Origin of the sequence: Lysobacter sp. OAE881, assembly GCF_040546665.1 — a bacterium.
GTDB lineage: Bacteria > Pseudomonadota > Gammaproteobacteria > Xanthomonadales > Xanthomonadaceae > Lysobacter_J > Lysobacter_J soli.
On the sequence record NZ_JBEPOG010000001.1, the window covers coordinates 1,109,801 to 1,127,000 of the forward strand.

Annotated in this window: 10 protein-coding genes; 7 read left to right on the top strand and 3 right to left on the bottom strand. The window is 69.7% G+C overall.

The annotated features are described in order from the left end of the window. Positions 1–2: 2 nt before the first annotated feature. Positions 3–3,941, top strand: a complete 3,939-nt coding sequence (gene hrpA, locus ABIE51_RS05155; protein ID WP_354504805.1) for an ATP-dependent RNA helicase HrpA — start codon at positions 3–5, stop codon at positions 3,939–3,941. 6 nt (positions 3,942–3,947) lie between these two features. On the opposite strand, the gene ABIE51_RS05160 is transcribed toward hrpA, so the two are convergent. Further along, on the bottom strand, positions 3,948–4,424 hold the full coding sequence (locus ABIE51_RS05160) for a hypothetical protein (protein ID WP_192632466.1): 477 nt from the start codon (positions 4,422–4,424) through the stop codon (positions 3,948–3,950). A 62-nt stretch (positions 4,425–4,486) separates the two neighbouring features. Further along, positions 4,487–4,975 carry a hypothetical protein gene (locus tag ABIE51_RS05165; RefSeq protein ID WP_192632467.1) on the bottom strand — a complete coding sequence of 163 codons (489 nt, stop codon included), beginning with the start codon at positions 4,973–4,975 and terminating at the stop codon, positions 4,487–4,489. An 82-nt stretch (positions 4,976–5,057) separates the two neighbouring features. Here ABIE51_RS05165 and ABIE51_RS05170 point away from each other — a divergent pair, with 82 nt between their 5' ends. Beyond that, a complete protein-coding gene (locus ABIE51_RS05170) occupies positions 5,058–7,232 on the top strand; it encodes a RelA/SpoT family protein (RefSeq protein WP_192632468.1) in 2,175 nt (724 codons plus the stop codon). Between the two features lie 150 nt (positions 7,233–7,382). After that, the gene (locus tag ABIE51_RS05175; RefSeq protein ID WP_354503578.1) at positions 7,383–8,945 is read left to right on the top strand and encodes a tetratricopeptide repeat protein; all 1,563 of its coding nucleotides are present in this window, start codon (positions 7,383–7,385) and stop codon (positions 8,943–8,945) included. A gap of 6 nt (positions 8,946–8,951) precedes the next feature. On the opposite strand, the gene ABIE51_RS05180 is transcribed toward ABIE51_RS05175, so the two are convergent. Next, complete coding sequence (locus ABIE51_RS05180) at positions 8,952–11,054, bottom strand: glycosyltransferase (protein ID WP_192632469.1); 2,103 nt, start codon at positions 11,052–11,054, stop codon at positions 8,952–8,954. Between the two features lie 129 nt (positions 11,055–11,183). On the opposite strand from ABIE51_RS05180, the gene mrcB reads away from it, so the two are divergent. The 4 genes from mrcB to tsaB all read left to right on the top strand — a co-directional run bounded on the left by mrcB (position 11,184) and on the right by tsaB (position 17,200). Beyond that, positions 11,184–13,565, top strand: coding sequence for a penicillin-binding protein 1B (gene mrcB / locus ABIE51_RS05185; RefSeq protein ID WP_192632470.1), 2,382 nt, complete (start codon positions 11,184–11,186; stop codon positions 13,563–13,565). Continuing rightward, a complete protein-coding gene (locus ABIE51_RS05190; RefSeq protein WP_192632471.1) occupies positions 13,565–14,101 on the top strand; it encodes a tetratricopeptide repeat protein in 537 nt (178 codons plus the stop codon). Before mrcB ends, ABIE51_RS05190 begins: the two co-directional genes overlap by 1 nt. A gap of 256 nt (positions 14,102–14,357) precedes the next feature. Next, positions 14,358–16,403 (top strand): DNA repair helicase YoaA, encoded by a 2,046-nt coding sequence (yoaA, locus tag ABIE51_RS05195; protein WP_354504809.1) that lies wholly within the window; start codon positions 14,358–14,360, stop codon positions 16,401–16,403. 83 nt (positions 16,404–16,486) lie between these two features. Further along, positions 16,487–17,200 carry a tRNA (adenosine(37)-N6)-threonylcarbamoyltransferase complex dimerization subunit type 1 TsaB gene (gene tsaB, locus ABIE51_RS05200; protein ID WP_192632473.1) on the top strand — a complete coding sequence of 238 codons (714 nt, stop codon included), beginning with the start codon at positions 16,487–16,489 and terminating at the stop codon, positions 17,198–17,200.

The window sequence follows — 17,200 nt, forward strand, 5'->3', positions numbered from 1 at the left end:
CTATGGATCCGGCGGAGTCTAGTCACGCCAGTGTCAGCAATGCGTTACGCCAGGCCCGGCGCGCCATCGATGGTGCGCTGAGTCGCGACCGTGGCCGGCTGCATGGATTGTGGTCGCGATGGAGCGGAAAGCCCGGCGACGAACGCGCACGCGATGCCTTCGCGACGGCGCTGGCGGCGTCCGTGGCCCAGCGCGAAGCCCGAACCGCCGCGCTGCCCGCGGCACCCGTCGACCCCAGCCTGCCCATCGCCGCCAAGGCCGACGAGATCGTCGAACTGATCCGCGCCCATCCGGTCGTGGTCATCGCCGGCGAAACCGGTTCGGGCAAGACCACGCAGCTGCCGAAACTGTGCCTGGCCGCGGGCCGGGGCGCCGCGGGCATGATCGGCTGCACGCAGCCGCGCCGCATCGCCGCGCGCGCCGTGGCGCGCCGCGTGGCGGAGGAACTGCAGACGCAGCTCGGCGGCGCGGTCGGCTACCAGGTGCGCTTCACCGAGAACGTCGGCGAGCAGACCGCGGTGAAGTTCATGACCGACGGCATCCTGCTGGCCGAGATCCAGTCCGACCGCTGGCTGTCGCAGTACGACACCATCCTCATCGACGAGGCGCACGAACGCAGCCTCAACATCGACTTCCTGCTCGGCTACCTCAAGCAGCTGTTGCAGAAGCGAAAGGACCTGAAGGTCATCGTGACCTCGGCGACGATCGACACCGAACGCTTCGCGGCGCATTTCGGAGATGCGCCGGTGGTGAACGTGGAAGGCCGCAGCTATCCGGTGTCGGTGCGCTATCGCCCGCTGGAAGGCGAGGGCGAGGACGACGGCGATCGCACCACCAACGACGGCATCGTGGCCGCGTGCGACGAGATCACGCGCGAGGATCCGCGCGGCGACGTGCTGATCTTCCTGCCCGGCGAGCGCGAGATCCGCGACGCGCACCTGTCGCTGGAACGTCGAAAATACCGCGAAACCGAAGTGCTGCCGCTGTACGCGCGCCTGTCGGTGCGCGACCAGGACCGCGTGTTCAATCCCGGTCCGAAGCGCCGCATCGTGCTGGCGACGAACGTCGCCGAAACCTCGCTGACGGTGCCGCGCATCCGCTACGTCGTCGATCCGGGCCTGGCGCGCGTGAAGCGTTACAGCCCGCGCGGCAAGCTCGATCGCCTGCACATCGAGCCGGTCAGTCAGGCCAGCGCCGACCAGCGCAAGGGTCGTTGCGGACGCATCAGCGAAGGCACGTGCTATCGCCTGTATTCCGAAGCCGATTTCGAATCGCGGCCGCGCTACACCGATCCGGAAATCCGTCGCGCCGCGCTGGCCGGCGTGATCCTGCGCATGCTGTCGCTCGGGCTGGGACGCATCGAGGAGTTCCCGTTCCTCGAACCGCCCGATCCGCGCGCGATCGCCGACGGCTGGCAGCAGCTCGCCGAACTCGGCGCGGTGGACGAACAGCGTCGCCTGACGCCGATCGGCAAGCTCATGTCGCGCCTGCCGGTGGACGTGAAGCTCGCGCGCATGCTCGTGGCCGCGAACGAACATGGCGTCCTGCGCGAAATGCTGGTCATCGCGTCGTTCCTCGGTATCCAGGATCCACGCGAACGCCCCGCCGACCAGCGCGCCGCGGCCGACAACGCGCACGCGCAGTTCGCCGATCCGAAGTCGGAGTTCGTGGGCATCATCAAGTTGTGGAACGCCTACAACACCGCGCACGAGGAACTGACACAGTCGAAGCTGCGCGGCTGGTGCGAGAAGAACTTCCTCGGCTTCCTGCGCATGCGCGAGTGGCGCGAGCTGCATCGCCAGCTCAAGCTGATGGCCGAAGAACTCCAGTGGAAGGAATCGCGCGCGGCGCTCAACGAGCATGGCACGCTGGATCAGTCCGCATACGCCACGCTGCACAAGGCGCTGCTCGCCGGCTTGCCGACGCAGATCGGCACGCGCAGCGACAAGGGCTTCGACGGACCGCGCGGCCGCAAATTCCAGCTGTTCCCCGGCTCATCGCTGGCGAAGAAACCACCGCCGTGGGTGCTGTCGGCGACGCTGCTCGACACCGAACGCGTCTGGGCGCTGACCAACGCCGCGATCGAACCGGACTGGGCGATCGCCGAACTGTCGCATCTGCTGTCGCGCCGCCAGCACGATCCGCGCTGGTCGCGTTCGCAGGGCCGCGTGATCGGCAGCGAGCAGATCAGCCTGTTCGGGCTGGTGCTCGCGCCCAAGCGCCCCGTGCATTACGGCGCGCTGTTTCCCGAGGAAAGCCGGGCGATCTTCGCGCGCGATGCGCTGGTGACGGGCGAGATCAACACGCGCAGCCAGTTCCTGCCGCGCAACCTCGCCACGCTCGCGAAGGCGCGCGACGAGGAAGCCAAACAGCGTCGCAGCGGCCTGGTCGTCGACGAGGAATGGATGGCGCAGTGGTACCTCGATCGCCTGCCTGCGCACGTGCACAACGCGCAGGCGCTGGACGCGTGGTACGCCAAGCTGCCGCAGCCCGAGAAGGCCGCGCTGGAATGGTCGCTGGCCGACCTGATGATCGGCGACGAAAGCGACGCGGTGCGCTTCCCGCCGTATCTCGCGCTGGGCAATGTACGTCTCGAAGTGAAGTACCGCTTCGAGCCGGGCGCGACCGACGACGGCATGACGCTCGCCGTTCCGCTGCACCTGCTCATCGCGCTGGATGCGGTGCGCCTGACGTGGCTTGCGCCGGGCTTCGTGCAGGACAAGGCGGCAGCCCTGATCAAGACGCTGCCCAAGACGCTCCGCCGCAACTTCGTGCCGGCGCCGGACTTCGCGCGCGCGTTCCATGAAGCGCACCAGCAGCCGTCCGCGGACAGGATCACCGGCGAGCTTGCGCGTTTCCTGCACCGGCTCGGCGGCGTGGCGGTGGCCGCGACCGACTTCGACGAATCCGCGCTGGAACCGCACCTGCGCATGAACCTGCGGTTGTTCGATCGCGACGGCAAGACCGTGCTGGCCGAATCGCGCGACCTGGACGACCTGCGTGCGCGCTTCGGCGAGCGCGCGGCAGCGGCGTTCGCGGCGAAGGCGGCCGACGGCCTGGCGCAGCGTGGACTGACGACGTTTCCCGACGCACCGATCCCCGCGTCGGTGCCTGGCGCCGGCGGAGTGCCTGCGTACCCTGCATTGCACGACGATGGCGATAGCGCATCGCTGCGCGTGCACGCCGAACGCGACGTCGCGCTGCGCGAGCACCCGCGCGGCGTCCGCCACCTGCTGGCGATCGCGTTGGCCGACAAGCTCAAGCAGGCGCGCAAACAACTGCCCGTGACGCCGAAGATGGGGTTGCTCTACGCCTCGATCGAAGCCGCCGCGCCGCGCGTGGACGGGTTGAAGGAAGGCGATCGCCTGCGCGCGGACCTGGTCGATGGTGCATTCGCATCGATGACGGACGACGCTGCCGTCGGCGATGTTCGCGATGCCGCGACCTTCGCCGCGCGCCGCGACGCCATCGGCAAGCAGGTCTTTGGCGATGCGATGGAGCGGCTCCGGCAGGCGGAGACGATCCTCGCGGCCGTTGCCGAAGCGCGTGCCAAGCTCGAATCGCCGCTGATGGGCTGGGCGAGCGGCAACCTCGACGACATGCGCGCGCATCTTGCAACGCTGACGCCGCCGGGGTTCCTGCGAAGCGTGCCGGCCGACGCGTTGCGCGAGTACCCGCGTTACCTGAAGGCGCTGGCCTTGCGCGGCGAACGCGCGCTGCGCGATCCGGTACGCGACCAGGCGCGCATGCTCGAACTCAAGCCGTTCGCCGATGCGCTGGCCGAAGCCGTGCGAAGCGGCGAGGCCGATGCGCCCGACTGGCAGGCGCTACGCTGGGATCTGGAAGAACTGCGCGTGTCGCTGTTCGCGCAGGAGCTGGGCACGCGTGGCGGCGTATCGCCGAAGAAACTGGCGCAGCGGCTCGCGCAGCTGCGCCGCTGAGGCGCGTCAGTCGACGCGCTGCACCTTGATCGGCGGCGTGCCGTCGTCCATGCGCAGGTACCACGCACCGAGCATGCCGGGCGCGATGGTCACCTTCGCATCGGTGATCGGACGCGGGAAATTCACGCCCGAATCGACCACGCGCCAGCGCTGGCCGTTGTCGAGCAGCAGCGTCTGGCCCTGCGTCCACGCGCGCGAGGATCCGGGCACGACGGCAACGACCGTCTGCGCCGGCGTCCGCTTGGGACGCATGCCGGCCTCATCCTGCGTGCGCTGCACGTCGGCGGCGCGAAGATCCGCCGCGCGGTCCTCGCTGAGCAGCGTGTTCAGCAGCGCCAGCTGTTCGGCCGAAAGCGAGTCGAGGCCCGTCGCGCGCAGCTGCTCCGCGCTCAGGCGCTTTTCGATGGGAACCCACGTGCGTTCGCCGGCCGATGCCGGCAGGGCAAGCAGCACCACGATGGCGAGGAGCAGGCAACGACGCATCGGTTCATCTCATGGCGGGTGGGCAGGCAGCGCGCCAGTCCGGCGCGCGAGGACGTTGCGGTTTACTTGACGCGCTGCACCTTCGCGCGGGTGTTGTAGCCGTCGACCGCGAGGTACCACGCGCCGCCGATCAGGCTCGGGGTGATGCGGACCTTCGGGTTGTCGAGCTTCGCGCTCAGCGAGGCCTCGTCGATCTGCTGCCACACCTGCCCGTTGTCGAGCGTGAACTGGCGGCCCTTGCCGAAGCCGGTGAACCCACCGGTGATGGCGGCGGCGACCGGATCGCGCGACTCGCGTTCCGTGAGGCCGCGGCGATCGTCGCCCGATTCCTGTCGTGCACCCTCGACGGCCTTGGCGGTCTCGACTTCGAGCTTGCCTTCCAGCCACGCATTGAGGTTCGCCAGTTCGCCCGCGGACAGCTTGTCGAGCCCGGATGCCTTGAACTGCTCGTAGGACATCTGCTGTTCGATCTTCTGCTGCGCCAGGGCCGAGGTGGCCAGCGGCAGCAACGCGGCGAGCGCGAGAAGGCGGGCGGGGGCGATGCGGGTCATGCGCTGTTCCTCCAGTCGGTTGCGGGCTAGTGTAGACCGTCCCTGCGACATCGAACCCCCACGCCCCCCCGTTCCCCGCGCCATGGCAACACCGTCTCCCACGCCACATCCGGCGCTGGCGCATCCCGCCAGCGCGGGCATTCCCGCGCCGCTGCACCGCGCGATGCAGCAGGCTGCGGCGACGGCGGGCACGGACGGCGGCGATCCGCCGGATGTCGTCGAGAGCATGCTCGACGCGCTGGCGCTGCTCGGCGCCGATGGCGACTCCGCGGCGGCGGCAATCCTTCACGCCTATCCGGCCTGGGAACATGCACTGCGGCCGCGCATCGAGCGCGATTTCCCCGGCATCGCGCCGCTGCTGGAAGGCCAGCGCGCCGCCGGGCAGGTGTGGGAGCTGCACGCCCAGCGCCACGGGCAGGCGGGCAACGAAGGCCTGCGCCGGCTGCTGCTGGCGATCGTGCGCGACCTGCGCGTGGTGCCCATCTTGCTGGCGCGCCAGCTGGCACGCATGCGCCACGCCGAGCGCCTGCCCGAAGAGGAACGCCGTGAACTGGCGATGCTCACGCGCGACATCCACGCGCCGCTCGCCAACCGGCTGGGCATCTGGCAGTTGAAGTGGGAGCTGGAAGACCTGGCATTCCGCTACCTGGAGCCGGCGACCTACCAGCAGATCGCGCGGCTGCTCGACGAGAAGCGTGCCGATCGCGAGCGCTACATCGAGCAGGTCAAGCGCACGCTGCGCGAGGCGATGGCCGCGCAGGGGCTGGCGGCGGACATCGCCGGGCGCCCGAAGCACATCTACAGCATCTGGAAGAAGATGCAGCGCAAGAACGCGCCGATCGGCGAGCTGTACGACCTTCGCGCCGTGCGCGTATTGGTCGACAGCTTGGCTGACTGCTACGCCGCGCTCGGCGTCGTGCACGCGACGTGGACGCCGATCCCGAGCGAGTTCGACGACTACATCGCGCGTCCCAAGCGCAACGACTACCGTTCGCTGCACACGGCGGTGATCGGCCCGGAAGGCAAGACGCTGGAAGTGCAGATCCGCACGCACGAAATGCACCGGCAGGCCGAACTCGGCGTCGCGGCACACTGGAAGTACAAGGAAGTCGGCAGCCACAGCGCCGATGCGGCGTTCGATCGCAAGATCGCGTGGATGCGCCGCCTGCTGGAAAGCGGCGGCGAAGCGGGACGCGATGAAGCGTCGCTCTCGGGCGAATTCGACACCGAACTGGTCGAGGACCGCATCTACGTGCTCACGCCGAAGGGCGAGGTGATCGACCTGCCCACCGGCGCCACGCCGCTGGATTTCGCGTACCACGTGCACACCGAAGTCGGGCATCGCTGCCGCGGCGCGAAGGTGGACGGGCGCATCGTGCCGCTGGACCACAAGTTGCGCACCGGCGACCGCGTGGAAATCCTCACCGCCAAGACGGGCGAGCCGCGCCGCGACTGGCTCGTCGCTGCGAACGGGTTCCTCGCGAGCGGACGGTCGCGCGACAAGGTGCGCGCGTGGTTCCACAAGCTCGACCGCGCGCGCAACGAAACCGCCGGCAAGGAGCTGCTCGACAAGGAACTGCGGCGCCTCGGTCTGCTGGGTGCGGACCTCGCGCCTGCGCGGGAGAAGTTCAACCTCGCCACCGACGGCGAGGTGTACGTGCAGGTCGCGCTGGGCGATATCGGTCCGCACCAGGTCGGTCGCGCGCTGCTGGAGCACGAACGCGCCCGCGAAGCCGCACAGGCCGCCGCTACCGCGCCTCCGACGACCACACACATCACCACGCCGCCGCCGCCGCGGCACACGCCGCGACGGAGCACCGATTTCACGGTCGAAGGCGTGGGCAACCTGCTGGTTCAGCTGGCGCGTTGCTGCCAGCCGCTGCCGGGCGAGCCGATCGTCGGCTATCTCACCCGCGGCCGCGGCGTGAGCGTGCATCGCCCCGATTGCACCGCCTTCGAGCGCCTGGCTGCCGCCCAGCCGCAGCGCGTGTTGCCGGTGGAATGGGGCCGCGCCGGCAGCGGATACGAGGTCGACGTCGAAGTGCTCGCGCTGGACCGCAAGTGGCTGCTGAAGGAAGTGACCAACCTCATCGCGCAGGGCAACGCGCACGTGGTCAGCATCCGCAGCGACAGCGAGCGCAACGGTGCACGTGTCCGCCTGCGGCTTCGCCTTCGCGTAGGTGACTACGGGCAGCTGTCGACGCTGCTGGGCAAGCTGTCTGCGCTTCCGGGCGTGGAGCACGCGCAGCGCCGCTGAACGCGCGTACAGGACGCGACGGGCCGACGACCGCACGGGCGTTATCCTTGCGCCGTGAGTTCCAATACGCCCCGTGACCCCAACCCGGACCCCTGGCACGGCCCGCTCGGCGACGATGCGGCGCCGGCGCGTGGGCGCATCGAGCCGACGATGGGCGCCGAACCGCGCGAGGAAATGGGCGGCTGGGAAGTCGACGATTTCCGCGCGGGTCCCGGTCGTCGTCGTCCGATCACCGAACCGCCGAAGCCGTCGCGCCCATGGTCCTGGGTCGTCGCGATGCTCGCGCTCGCGGCGTTGGGCGCGGGCCTGTTCGTGCTGCGCCAGCCGCTGTCGGACATGCTCTGGCCCGAAACGCGCGTGCAGCAGCTCCAGGCCGACGCCGCACGCGCATTGGCGGAAGGGCGCCTGACGTCAGCGGACGGTCGCGGCGCCCGCGAGTTGTACGCTGCGGCACTTGCGCGTGATCCCGATCGCGCCGAAGCGCGCGAGGGCCTGGCGAAAGTCGGCGAAGCCGCGCTTGTCCGCGCCGACAAGGCGATGGCGGCGCGGCAGTACAAGCAGGCGCATTCGTTCGTCGCGCTTGCGCGCGACATGGCCGTGCCGCGCGCGAAGGTCGACGCCCTCGAAAAACGCCTGCGTGCACGCGAAGCCGCGGAAGCCGGCGTCGACACGTTGCTCGCGCAGGCCGCAGCCGCGCGCCTGGCCGGGCAGCTCGACGGAAACGAACACGCGGCGCTGCCGCTGTACCAGCAAGTGCTCGCACTGCAGCCCTCGCGCGTGGAAGCGCTGGAAGGGCGCGAGGACACATTGGCCGACCTGCTCCAGCTGGCGCGAACGTCGCTTTCGCGCGGCGAACTGGCGGAGGCGTCGTCGCGCATTCGCCGCGTGCAGGCGGCCGATCCCGGCCACGTCGATTTGCCCGACGCGCTCGCGCAACTGGCACGCGCCGGCGAAGAACAGCGCAACCGCGCCGACCAGGCGCTCCGGCGCGGGCGCCTTGACGACGCGTTGCACGGCTATCTCGCCGCGCTGGCGGCCATGCCCGAAGACACGGCGGCCGAGCGCGGCCTCATGCACGTGGCGAACACCTACGCGGAGCGCAGCGAGCGCTACGCGGCCGACTTCCGGTTCGACGACGCCGAAGCCGCGTTGCGCGACGCGCGCGCGATCGCGATGGCCGCGCCGGGCATCGCGCAGGCCGAGCAGCGCCTCCTGCAGGCGCGACAGACGCAGCAGCGTTACGGCCAACGCGAGCCGACCGCACAGCGTACGCGCCGCATCGACCAGTTGCTCGCCGATGCCTCTCAGGCCGAAGCGCGCGGGGACCTGCTCACGCCGCCGGGCGAAAGCGCCTACGACAAACTGCGCGCGGCACAGGCGCTCGCACCGCAGGATCCGCGCGTGCGCGGCGCGATGGCGCGGCTGCTTCCCGCCGCACGTCAGTGTTTCGAAGACGAATTGCGCGGCAATCGCCTGCGTCGTGCGCGCGAATGCCTGGATGCGCGCGCCGCGCTGGAAGGCGAGAGCGCCGTGCTTCGCGATGCACGCAGGCGACTGGCGCAGCGCTGGATCGCGGTGGGCGACGAGCGCCTCGGCGCAGGCGAACTCGGCGCGGCGCAGGCCGCACTCATCGCCGCTCGGGAACTCGATCCGCAGGCGATCGGACTGGGCGAATTCGCCGACCGCCTGCGCGCGGCGTCGGCGGCGAACTGAAACGCGCTACCTGCGTTCGAGCAACACGCGCCGCACGACCTCGCGTGCCGCGTCCAGCGAGAAATGCCGCTCGACGTTGGCGATGCCATTGTGCGACAGCCTTTCCCAGAGCGCCTCGTCCGTATAAACGCGCACGACGGCATCGGCGAAGGATTGCGGCGTGTCGCCGACCAGCACGTCCTCGCCGTCGCGCAGGTGCATGCCTTCGACCGCGGTCCCCGTCGCGACCACGGGCTGGCCGTGCGCCATGCTCAGGTTGACCTTGCCCTTCACGCCCGCGCCGTAGCGCAGCGGCGCGATCGCGATGCGCGCGCCGTCCATGTACGGGTCGATGTCGGGAACATGTCCATGCACGATCACGCCGGGCTGTGCGGCGAGCGCTGCGATCTCAGGCGGTGCATCGCTGCCTATGCAGTGGAACTGGACGTCCGGCAGTCGCGCGCGGATCAGCGGAAACACCTCGCCGACGAACCATTGCACCGCATCGACGTTGGGCGGATGGCGGAAACCGCCGACGAACACCAGGTCGTGTCGCTCGTCGAACGGCAGGCCGCGACCGTGCACGTGGTGCAGGTTCGACACGATGTCGACGTGCGCGCCGGGTGCGTCCTGCGCCAACAGCGTGCGCTCGACATCGCTCACCACCAGCGTGGCGTCGCTGCGCGCGATCATCTCCAGCTCCAGCGCCTTCGTGCGCTCGGACGCGCGCTTCAGCGCGGCGTCGTTGGCCAGTTCGGCGCCGCGACGTTCGCGCAGGTAGTGCAGGTCGACGGTATCGAACACCAGCTTCGCCTGCGGCGCGAAACGCCGCACCAGCGGCAGCCATTCGCGCAGGACGTAGTGGCGGCAGACCACAACGGTGTCGAACGAGGCGCCATGACGGGCCATCCACTGCGCCGGCGTCGCCGCGAACGGCGCGTACCAGGTCTCGACGCCGAGTTGCTGCAGGCGTTGCGTCGCGCTGCCTGCGTGGTTGCCGTCGGCGGGATAGAACGCAACGTGCGTCCGCTCCTGTCGCAGCAGCCGCATCAGGTTCACCAGGCGCAGCGAGGCCGAATCGCGATCGGGCAGCGGCGTCGCGCTGTCGACGATCAGGACGCGTCGCTGCGAACGCGCGCTGGCCGCAAGGTGCGGCGTCGTCTGCGGCGATGGCTGCTGTTCCAGCATTTGCTGCCACTTTTCCGCGAACACGTGGCGATTGCGCACCTGGTACGCCTTCACGCCCTTGCTTACGTCCACGCCCGCGGTGACGCCTTCCATGTGCACCACGCGCGACTGCGGCTGGTACACGACACGTTCGCCGGCGGCGCGAACCGCGAAACCCAGGTCGGTGTCCTCGAAGTACGCCGGCGCGTATCGGCGATCGAAACCGCCCACGCGCTCGAACAGCGGGCGCCGGATCGCAAGGGCGGCGCCGGAGCAGTAGTCGGCATCGCGAACGTATCCGTAGCGCGGATCGTTCGGGCTTTCGAAGCGGCCGTAGTTGTGCGCCGAACCATCGGAAAACACGATGCCGCCGGCTTCCTGGAGCCGGCCGTCCGGATAGACCAGCTGCGCGCTGACGAGGCCAGCGCCGGGCTCGTCGTCGAACGTCGCCAGCAGTGCATCGAGCCAGCCCGGTTGCGGGATGGTGTCGTTGTTGAGGAAGACGAGGAACTCGCCGCGCGCCTGAGCCGCGCCATCGTTGCAGGCGGCGATGAAGCCGCCGTTCTGCGCCCGACGGTAGTAGCGCACGCCATCGACCTGCGCGAGCGCGGATTCGGTTTCGTCCGAGGAGCCATCGTCGGACACGATGATCTCGATGCCCGCCGACGGCGGATGCGCCGCAATCGCGCGCAGGCAGGCCAGCGTGTGCGCGAACTGGTTGTAGACGGGGATGATGATGCTCGCAACCGGCAGGTCGGAATGCGGCACGTCGAACGGGGCGAACGGCTCGGACTGCGGCAGGTACAGCGACGGACGGTGCTCCATGGGCACGGTATGGAACTGCCTGACGACGCGTTCCCACGAGGCACGGATCCCGCGGGTACGCAGGCTCGCGAGCCCCCGGCGAAGAAGGCCGGTTCCCCGGTCGTAGAAGAACCGCACCTCGGTCCAGCTCAGGCCCATCGGATCATCGTCATTGCTGAAGGAACTCCCTAACGCGAACTGCGCCCTGCTTCCCGTCTTCGCGGGCCGGCGGGCGGGCTGCGCTAGACTCGCGGGCACGAGGGCGCAGCCCCGCCATTGTCCCATGCCGTGGCCCGAATCCAGTACGACGAAGACGACAACGACGACATCGACCAGCCCGAGACCCCGCAGTGGCGTCGGCGTCTGGTCATCTGGGTGCTGGCGGCGGTCGGCCTCGGGCTGGGTTTCCTGATTCCGTACACCCTCTACCTGAACCATGAAGTCGGCGAGCGCTTCGGCCAGCTGAAATGGCAGATCCCGACGCGCGTCTACGCACGTCCGCTGGAACTGGCGCCGGGGCGCACGCTCGACGCGGCCACGCTGAAGACCGAACTGGATGCGGCCGCCTATCACGAGGGAGACGGGACGCGTCCGGGCACTTACGCGCGCAACGGCGGACGCTGGACGATCTCCAGTCGGGGCTTCCAGGATGTCGACGGCCAGGTGCCCGCGCGGCGCATCGAGGTCGCGCTGTCCGGCAGCAAGGTCGCCTCGGTGCGCGACGCCTCGGCCAAACGCGCGCTGAAGTCCGTCCGCCTCGACCCGGCGCGCATCGCCACGCTCTACGGCCAGAAGAACGAGGAACGCCGCCTCGTGCGCCTGCGCGAGGTGCCGGAACTGCTGGTCACCGGCCTGCAGGCCGTGGAAGACCGCGACTTCAACAGCCACCACGGCATCGACGTCAGCGGCATGGTCCGCGCCGCGTTCAAGACCGCGACAGGCAGCACGCAGGGCGCCAGCACGCTGACCCAGCAGCTCGCGCGCAGCGGCCTGCTCGGCATCGGCCGCGAGCGCACGATCAGTCGAAAGGGCAAGGAGATCCTGTACGCCCTGCTGATCGAAGCGCGCTACGACAAGGGCACGATTCTCGAGGCCTACTTCAACCAGGTCTACCTCGGCCAGCGCGGCGCGCAGGCCATCCACGGCGTCGCGGCCGGTTCGGAGTTCTGGTTCGGACGCGACCTGTCGGACCTCAGCACCGAACAGATCGCGCTGCTGATCGGCATCGTGCGCGGCCCGTCGTACTACGACCCGCGCCGCAATCCCGAACGCGCGCTGGAACGCCGCAATTTCGTGCTCGGCGAGATGCACGAAACGAAACTGATCAGCGATGCCGAATACGAGCGCGCGCTGAAGGCGCCGCTGGGGGTCACCACCGATCCGGGCAGCATCGCGGCGAATCGCTTCCCCGCGTACATCGACCTGATCCGACGCCAGCTGGCGCGCGATTACCCCGCCGATGCGCTCGCCGGCGCCGGCCTGAGCGTGATGAGCGGCATGTCGCCGTCGGCGCAAGCGATGGCAGAAGGCGCGGTCGCGCGCACGCTCAAGGGCCTGGACAACAAGCGCCGTCCGCAGCTGCAGGCCGGGCTGGTGGTGACCGACGTGCATAACGGCAACGTCGTCGCCGTCGTCGGCAGCCGCAGCGTCGCCGAGCACGGCTTCAATCGCGCGGTCGAAGCGCAGCGTCCCGTCGGTTCGCTGCTCAAGCCGTTCGTGTACCTGCTGGCGCTTGCGCAGCCGGGCAAGTATTCGCTGGCCAGCTGGGTCGACGATTCGCCGGTGACCGTCGCGCTGGGCAAGAACAAGAACTGGAATCCGGGCAACTCCGACGGCCGCAGCCACGGCACGGTACGCCTCATCGATGCGCTGGCGATGTCCTACAACCAGGCGACGGTCCGCGTCGGCATGCAGGTCGATCCGGAGCGCATCGCCGGCCTGATCCGCACCCTCGCCGGCATCGAGGCCGCGCCGAATCCGGCGCTGATCCTCGGCGCGGTCGACCAGAGCCCGTACGCGATGGCGCAGCTGTACCAGTTCCTCGCGTCGGGTGGCGAAATCCAGCCGCTGCATGCCGTGCGCGGCGTCCTCGACGCGAACGGCAAGGCGCTCAATCGCTACGACAAGGAACCCGCGCCCGCGCAGGAAGGCGACGCTATCGCGGCGCGGCTGATCACCATCGCGCTGCAGCAGGCCGTGTCGAACGGCACCGGCACGCAGCTCTTGCGCGACGGCCTGGGTCGTCTGTCGCCGGCAGGCAAGACCGGTACGTCGAACGACGGCCGCGACAGCTGGTTCGCGGGCTGGACGGGTGACCACCTTGCGGTGATCTGGGTCGGCAACGACCAGAACAAGGAAACCGGCCTGTACGGCGCGACCGGCGCGATGCGCGTGTGGTCGGCGATCTTCTCGCGCCTGCCCACCGCGCCGCTGGAGGTGGGCAACAAGGGCATCGACTGGCAGTGGACGATCGGCTCCAACACGACCGACCCCGATTGCCCCGGCGCGCGTCGTTTCGCGTATGTGTCCGGTTTCGCGCCGGCGTACGCGCCGTGTCCGCAGCCGGAGCCGGTGGAAGAGGAAAGCGGCGGCTGGCGCGACTGGTTCGGCATCGGCAAGAAGGAAGAGGAGGCCCCGCGCGAGCAGGCGCCGCCGCAAGAGACCCCGTAATGACGTATTCGTACCTCCCCCGCATCGCTTTCACCACGCTGGCGCTGGCCGTCCTGGCCGCCTGCACGAGCACGCCGCCGGCCCCGCCGGCGCCGAGCATCGATGGCGTCGCGGCCGTCACCGCGGTCCGCGCCGCCGGCGGCGCGGCCAGCACCGAGCTCGACGTGCAGCCGATCCGCGATCCGCAGGTCGACGACCTGCGCGAGGACGCGGAACGCCTGGAAAAGGCCGGCCAGTACGCGCAGGCCATCGAGGCGCTCGACCAGGCGCTGCAACTCAACCCGGACGATCCGGCGCTGCTGCAGGAACGCGCCGAAGCCGCGCTGCTGGTGAAGGATCTCGCGGGCGCCGAGCGCTACGCGAAACTCGGCATCGAGCGCGGTTCGAAGGTCGGCCCGCTGTGCCGTCGCCACTGGGAGACCATCGCGCAGGTGCGGCAGGTGCGTCCGGTTCCGGTGGAAGTCCCCGGCGAAACCGTCGCCGACGCGCGTCGCGAGCGCGACGCCTGCACCGTCGCGGCGCCGGCGCGCTTCTGAGCCTCGCCCTCCCGGCGAGTCCACCCGCCGCCGGCTAGAATAGGTCCGTGCCGCGGCGTCGCCGCGGATTCCCGTGATCGGCAGGTGTCGTGAGTGGGGCGGCCACGTGGGATGGCCGGATGCGCGGACCTCGCGCGCGCCACCACAGGAACCCGTCGAGATCATGCAAGCCCCGGCGCCATCGCCAACCGAACCCCGCCTCGACGACGTGTCTTCCGACGCAGGCTCCGTCGAGGCGCGCTCCGTCGACGCGCGCGTGCCGAGCCGGCTGGCGCAGGCGAGCCGCGAGGCGTTGTCGGAAGGCGGCGAACTGGCGAAGAACATCCCGTCGTTTTCCTCGCGCCCGGCGCAGCTGGACCTGGCCGCGGCCGTCGCCGACGCCATGGATCGACGCGGCACGCTGCTCGCCGAAGCGGGCACCGGCACCGGCAAGACGTTCGCGTACCTCGTGCCGGCGCTGCTGTCGGGCAAGAAGACCATCGTCTCCACCGGCACGCGCGCGTTGCAGGACCAGCTCTACCATCGCGACCTGCCGCGCGTTCGCGACGCGCTTGGCGTCGGCCTGAAGACGGCGCTGCTCAAAGGTCGCGCGAATTACCTGTGCCACTACCGCATGCGACAGGCGCAGGGCGAGCCGCGCTTCACGTCGCGCGACATGGCCGCGCAGTTCCAGCGCATCGTCGCGTGGTCCGGCCGCACGCGCATGGGCGACATGGCCGAACTCGACGCGCTGCCGGAAGACTCCCCGCTGCTGCCGATGGTCACCAGCACCGCGGAGAACTGCCTCGGCAGCGAGTGCCCCTTCTTCAACGACTGCTTCGTCGTGCAGGCGCGCCAGCGTGCGCAGGCCGCCGACCTGGTCGTCGTCAACCACCACCTCCTGCTGGCCGATCTCGCGCTGAAGCAGGAAGGGTTCGGCGAGATCCTGCCGGGCGCGCAGACGTTCGTCGTCGACGAGGCACACCAGCTGCCGGAACTCGCCGCGCAGTTCTTCGGCGAAGCGCTCAGCGCACGGCCGCTGGTGGAACTCGCGCGCGATGCGCTGACCGAATGCAAGCAGGTGCCGTCCGCGCTGGCCGCCGTGCAGGAACCGGCGCGCGCGCTGGAGCAGGGCGTGCGTGCGGTGCGTGCTGCGATGGACGAGTTGCCCGTGCGTGGCACGCGACGTCGCGCGGCCGAGGACGCCAATGTCGAAGCCGCGTTCGATGCGCTCGATGCCGCGTTGCGCGCGTTCCATGCGGCCGTCGTGCCGTATGCGTCTGCATCGCCGGGTTTCGATGCGTGCGCGGCGCGTGCGGTGGAATTCGAAGGTCGCCTGAAGCGTTGGCGCGATGGCGAGGACGTCCCGGTCGACGAGGACGAGGAAAACGCTGATTCGGTCGAAACGACGGAGGCGGCTGACAGCGATGCCAAGCCGTCGCGCAAGCACGCCGACGAAAGCGTGCTCTGGTACGAGCTCACCGCGCGCGGCTTCCGCCTGAGCCGCACGCCGCTGGATGTCGCCGGCCCGCTGGCGCAACATCGCGCGCGTTCGCAGGCGGCGTGGATCTTCACCTCCGCCACGCTCGCCGTTGGCGGGCGCTTCGAACACTTCGCGATCAAACTGGGCCTGTATCTCAAGGGCGAGGATCCGCCGCACACACTGCTGGTGCCCAGTCCGTTCGATTGGGAAACGCAGGCGCTGTGCTACCTGCCGCGCGGACTGCCCGAGCCGATCGTGCGGCACTACAACGAGAGCATGATCGACAAGGTCCGGCCGGTGCTCGAAGCATCGAACGGCCGCGCGTTCGTGCTGTTCGCCTCGCATCGCGCGCTGCGCGAGGCGGCCGAGTTGCTGAAGGATGGCCCGTGGCCGCTGTTCGTGCAGGGCGAAGCGCCGCGTGCGGTGCTGCTCGAACGCTTCCGCGCGTCGGGCAACGGCGTGCTGCTGGGCGCGGCGAGTTTCCGCGAAGGCGTGGACGTCGCCGGCGATGCGCTCAGCGTGGTGGTGATCGACAAGCTGCCTTTCGCCGCGCCGGACGACCCGGTGTTCGAGGCGCGCCTGGATGCGATCCGCCGCAACGGCGGCAATCCGTTCCGCGACGAACAGCTGCCGCAGGCGGTGATCGCGCTGAAACAGGGCGCAGGCCGCCTGATCCGCAACGAGAATGATCGCGGCGTGCTGGTTCTGTGCGATCCGCGTTTGACCAGCAAGACCTACGGCAGCGTCTTCCTCAACTCGCTGCCGCCGCTGCCGAAGACGCGGCGCGTGGAGGATGTGGCGGCGTTTTTCGAAGACGGCACGCAGCCCACGGGCACATGACGCCGTAGTCCCGGCCTCGGCTTTCGCGGGCATCCGGGCCAAAAGCGGTACGCTCCTCCAATCGCGAATCCCATCCGAACCCCATGAAGCTCCTCGCCTTCGAAACCTCCACCGAAGCCCTTTCCGTCGCGCTGTCCATCGACGGCGACGTGCGTGAGCGGTTCGAACTGGCGCCTCGCCGGCACGCGGAACTTTCGTTGCCCTGGGCCGAGGAACTGCTCGCCGAGGCAGGCGTTAAGCGATCGCAGCTCGATGCGATCGCCGTCGGCCGTGGTCCGGGCGCCTTTACGGGTGTGCGGTTGGGCATCGCGTTGGCGCAGGGGATCGCGCTCGCGCTCGATCGGCCTGTCGTTCCGGTGTCGACGCTCGCTGCGCTGGCGATGCGTGCAGACACCGCGAGCGAGGGCGCATCGCATGTGTTCGCCGCGATCGACGCACGCATGGGCGAGGTGTATTCGGCGGCCTTTGAAGTGCAGGGCGGCGACGCACGTGCGTTGAGTGAGGAGCGCGTCAGCGCGCCCGCCGATGTCGTGGTGCCGGGCGAGGAGGGGGGGTGGCTCGGCGTTGGCACCGGATTCGACGCTGCCGAAAACGCCTTGTCGCAGCGGCTCGCGGCGCGTTTCCTATCGGTCGATGCGTCGCAGCTGCCGCATGCCGCGGACGTCGCGCGTCTTGCGGCGAAGGCGTTCGCCCGTGGCGAAGCGGTCGCCGCCGAACGCATCGAGCCTGCCTATCTCCGAAACAACGTCGCGCTGACGCTGCGCGAACAGCAGGCGCTGCGGGAATCGAAGCGCTGA

What these genes read in the sequence shown, in the direction of transcription:
- hrpA (WP_354504805.1), top strand. Translation starts at nt 3, where the DNA reads ATGGATCCGGCGGAGTCTAGTCACGCCAGTGTCAGCAATGCGTTACGC.
- ABIE51_RS05160 (WP_192632466.1), bottom strand. Translation starts at nt 4,424, where the DNA reads ATGCGTCGTTGCCTGCTCCTCGCCATCGTGGTGCTGCTTGCCCTGCCG.
- ABIE51_RS05165 (WP_192632467.1), bottom strand. Translation starts at nt 4,975, where the DNA reads ATGACCCGCATCGCCCCCGCCCGCCTTCTCGCGCTCGCCGCGTTGCTG.
- ABIE51_RS05170 (WP_192632468.1), top strand. Translation starts at nt 5,058, where the DNA reads ATGGCAACACCGTCTCCCACGCCACATCCGGCGCTGGCGCATCCCGCC.
- ABIE51_RS05175 (WP_354503578.1), top strand. Translation starts at nt 7,383, where the DNA reads ATGGGCGCCGAACCGCGCGAGGAAATGGGCGGCTGGGAAGTCGACGAT.
- ABIE51_RS05180 (WP_192632469.1), bottom strand. Translation starts at nt 11,054, where the DNA reads ATGGGCCTGAGCTGGACCGAGGTGCGGTTCTTCTACGACCGGGGAACC.
- ABIE51_RS05190 (WP_192632471.1), top strand. Translation starts at nt 13,565, where the DNA reads ATGACGTATTCGTACCTCCCCCGCATCGCTTTCACCACGCTGGCGCTG.
- tsaB (WP_192632473.1), top strand. Translation starts at nt 16,487, where the DNA reads ATGAAGCTCCTCGCCTTCGAAACCTCCACCGAAGCCCTTTCCGTCGCG.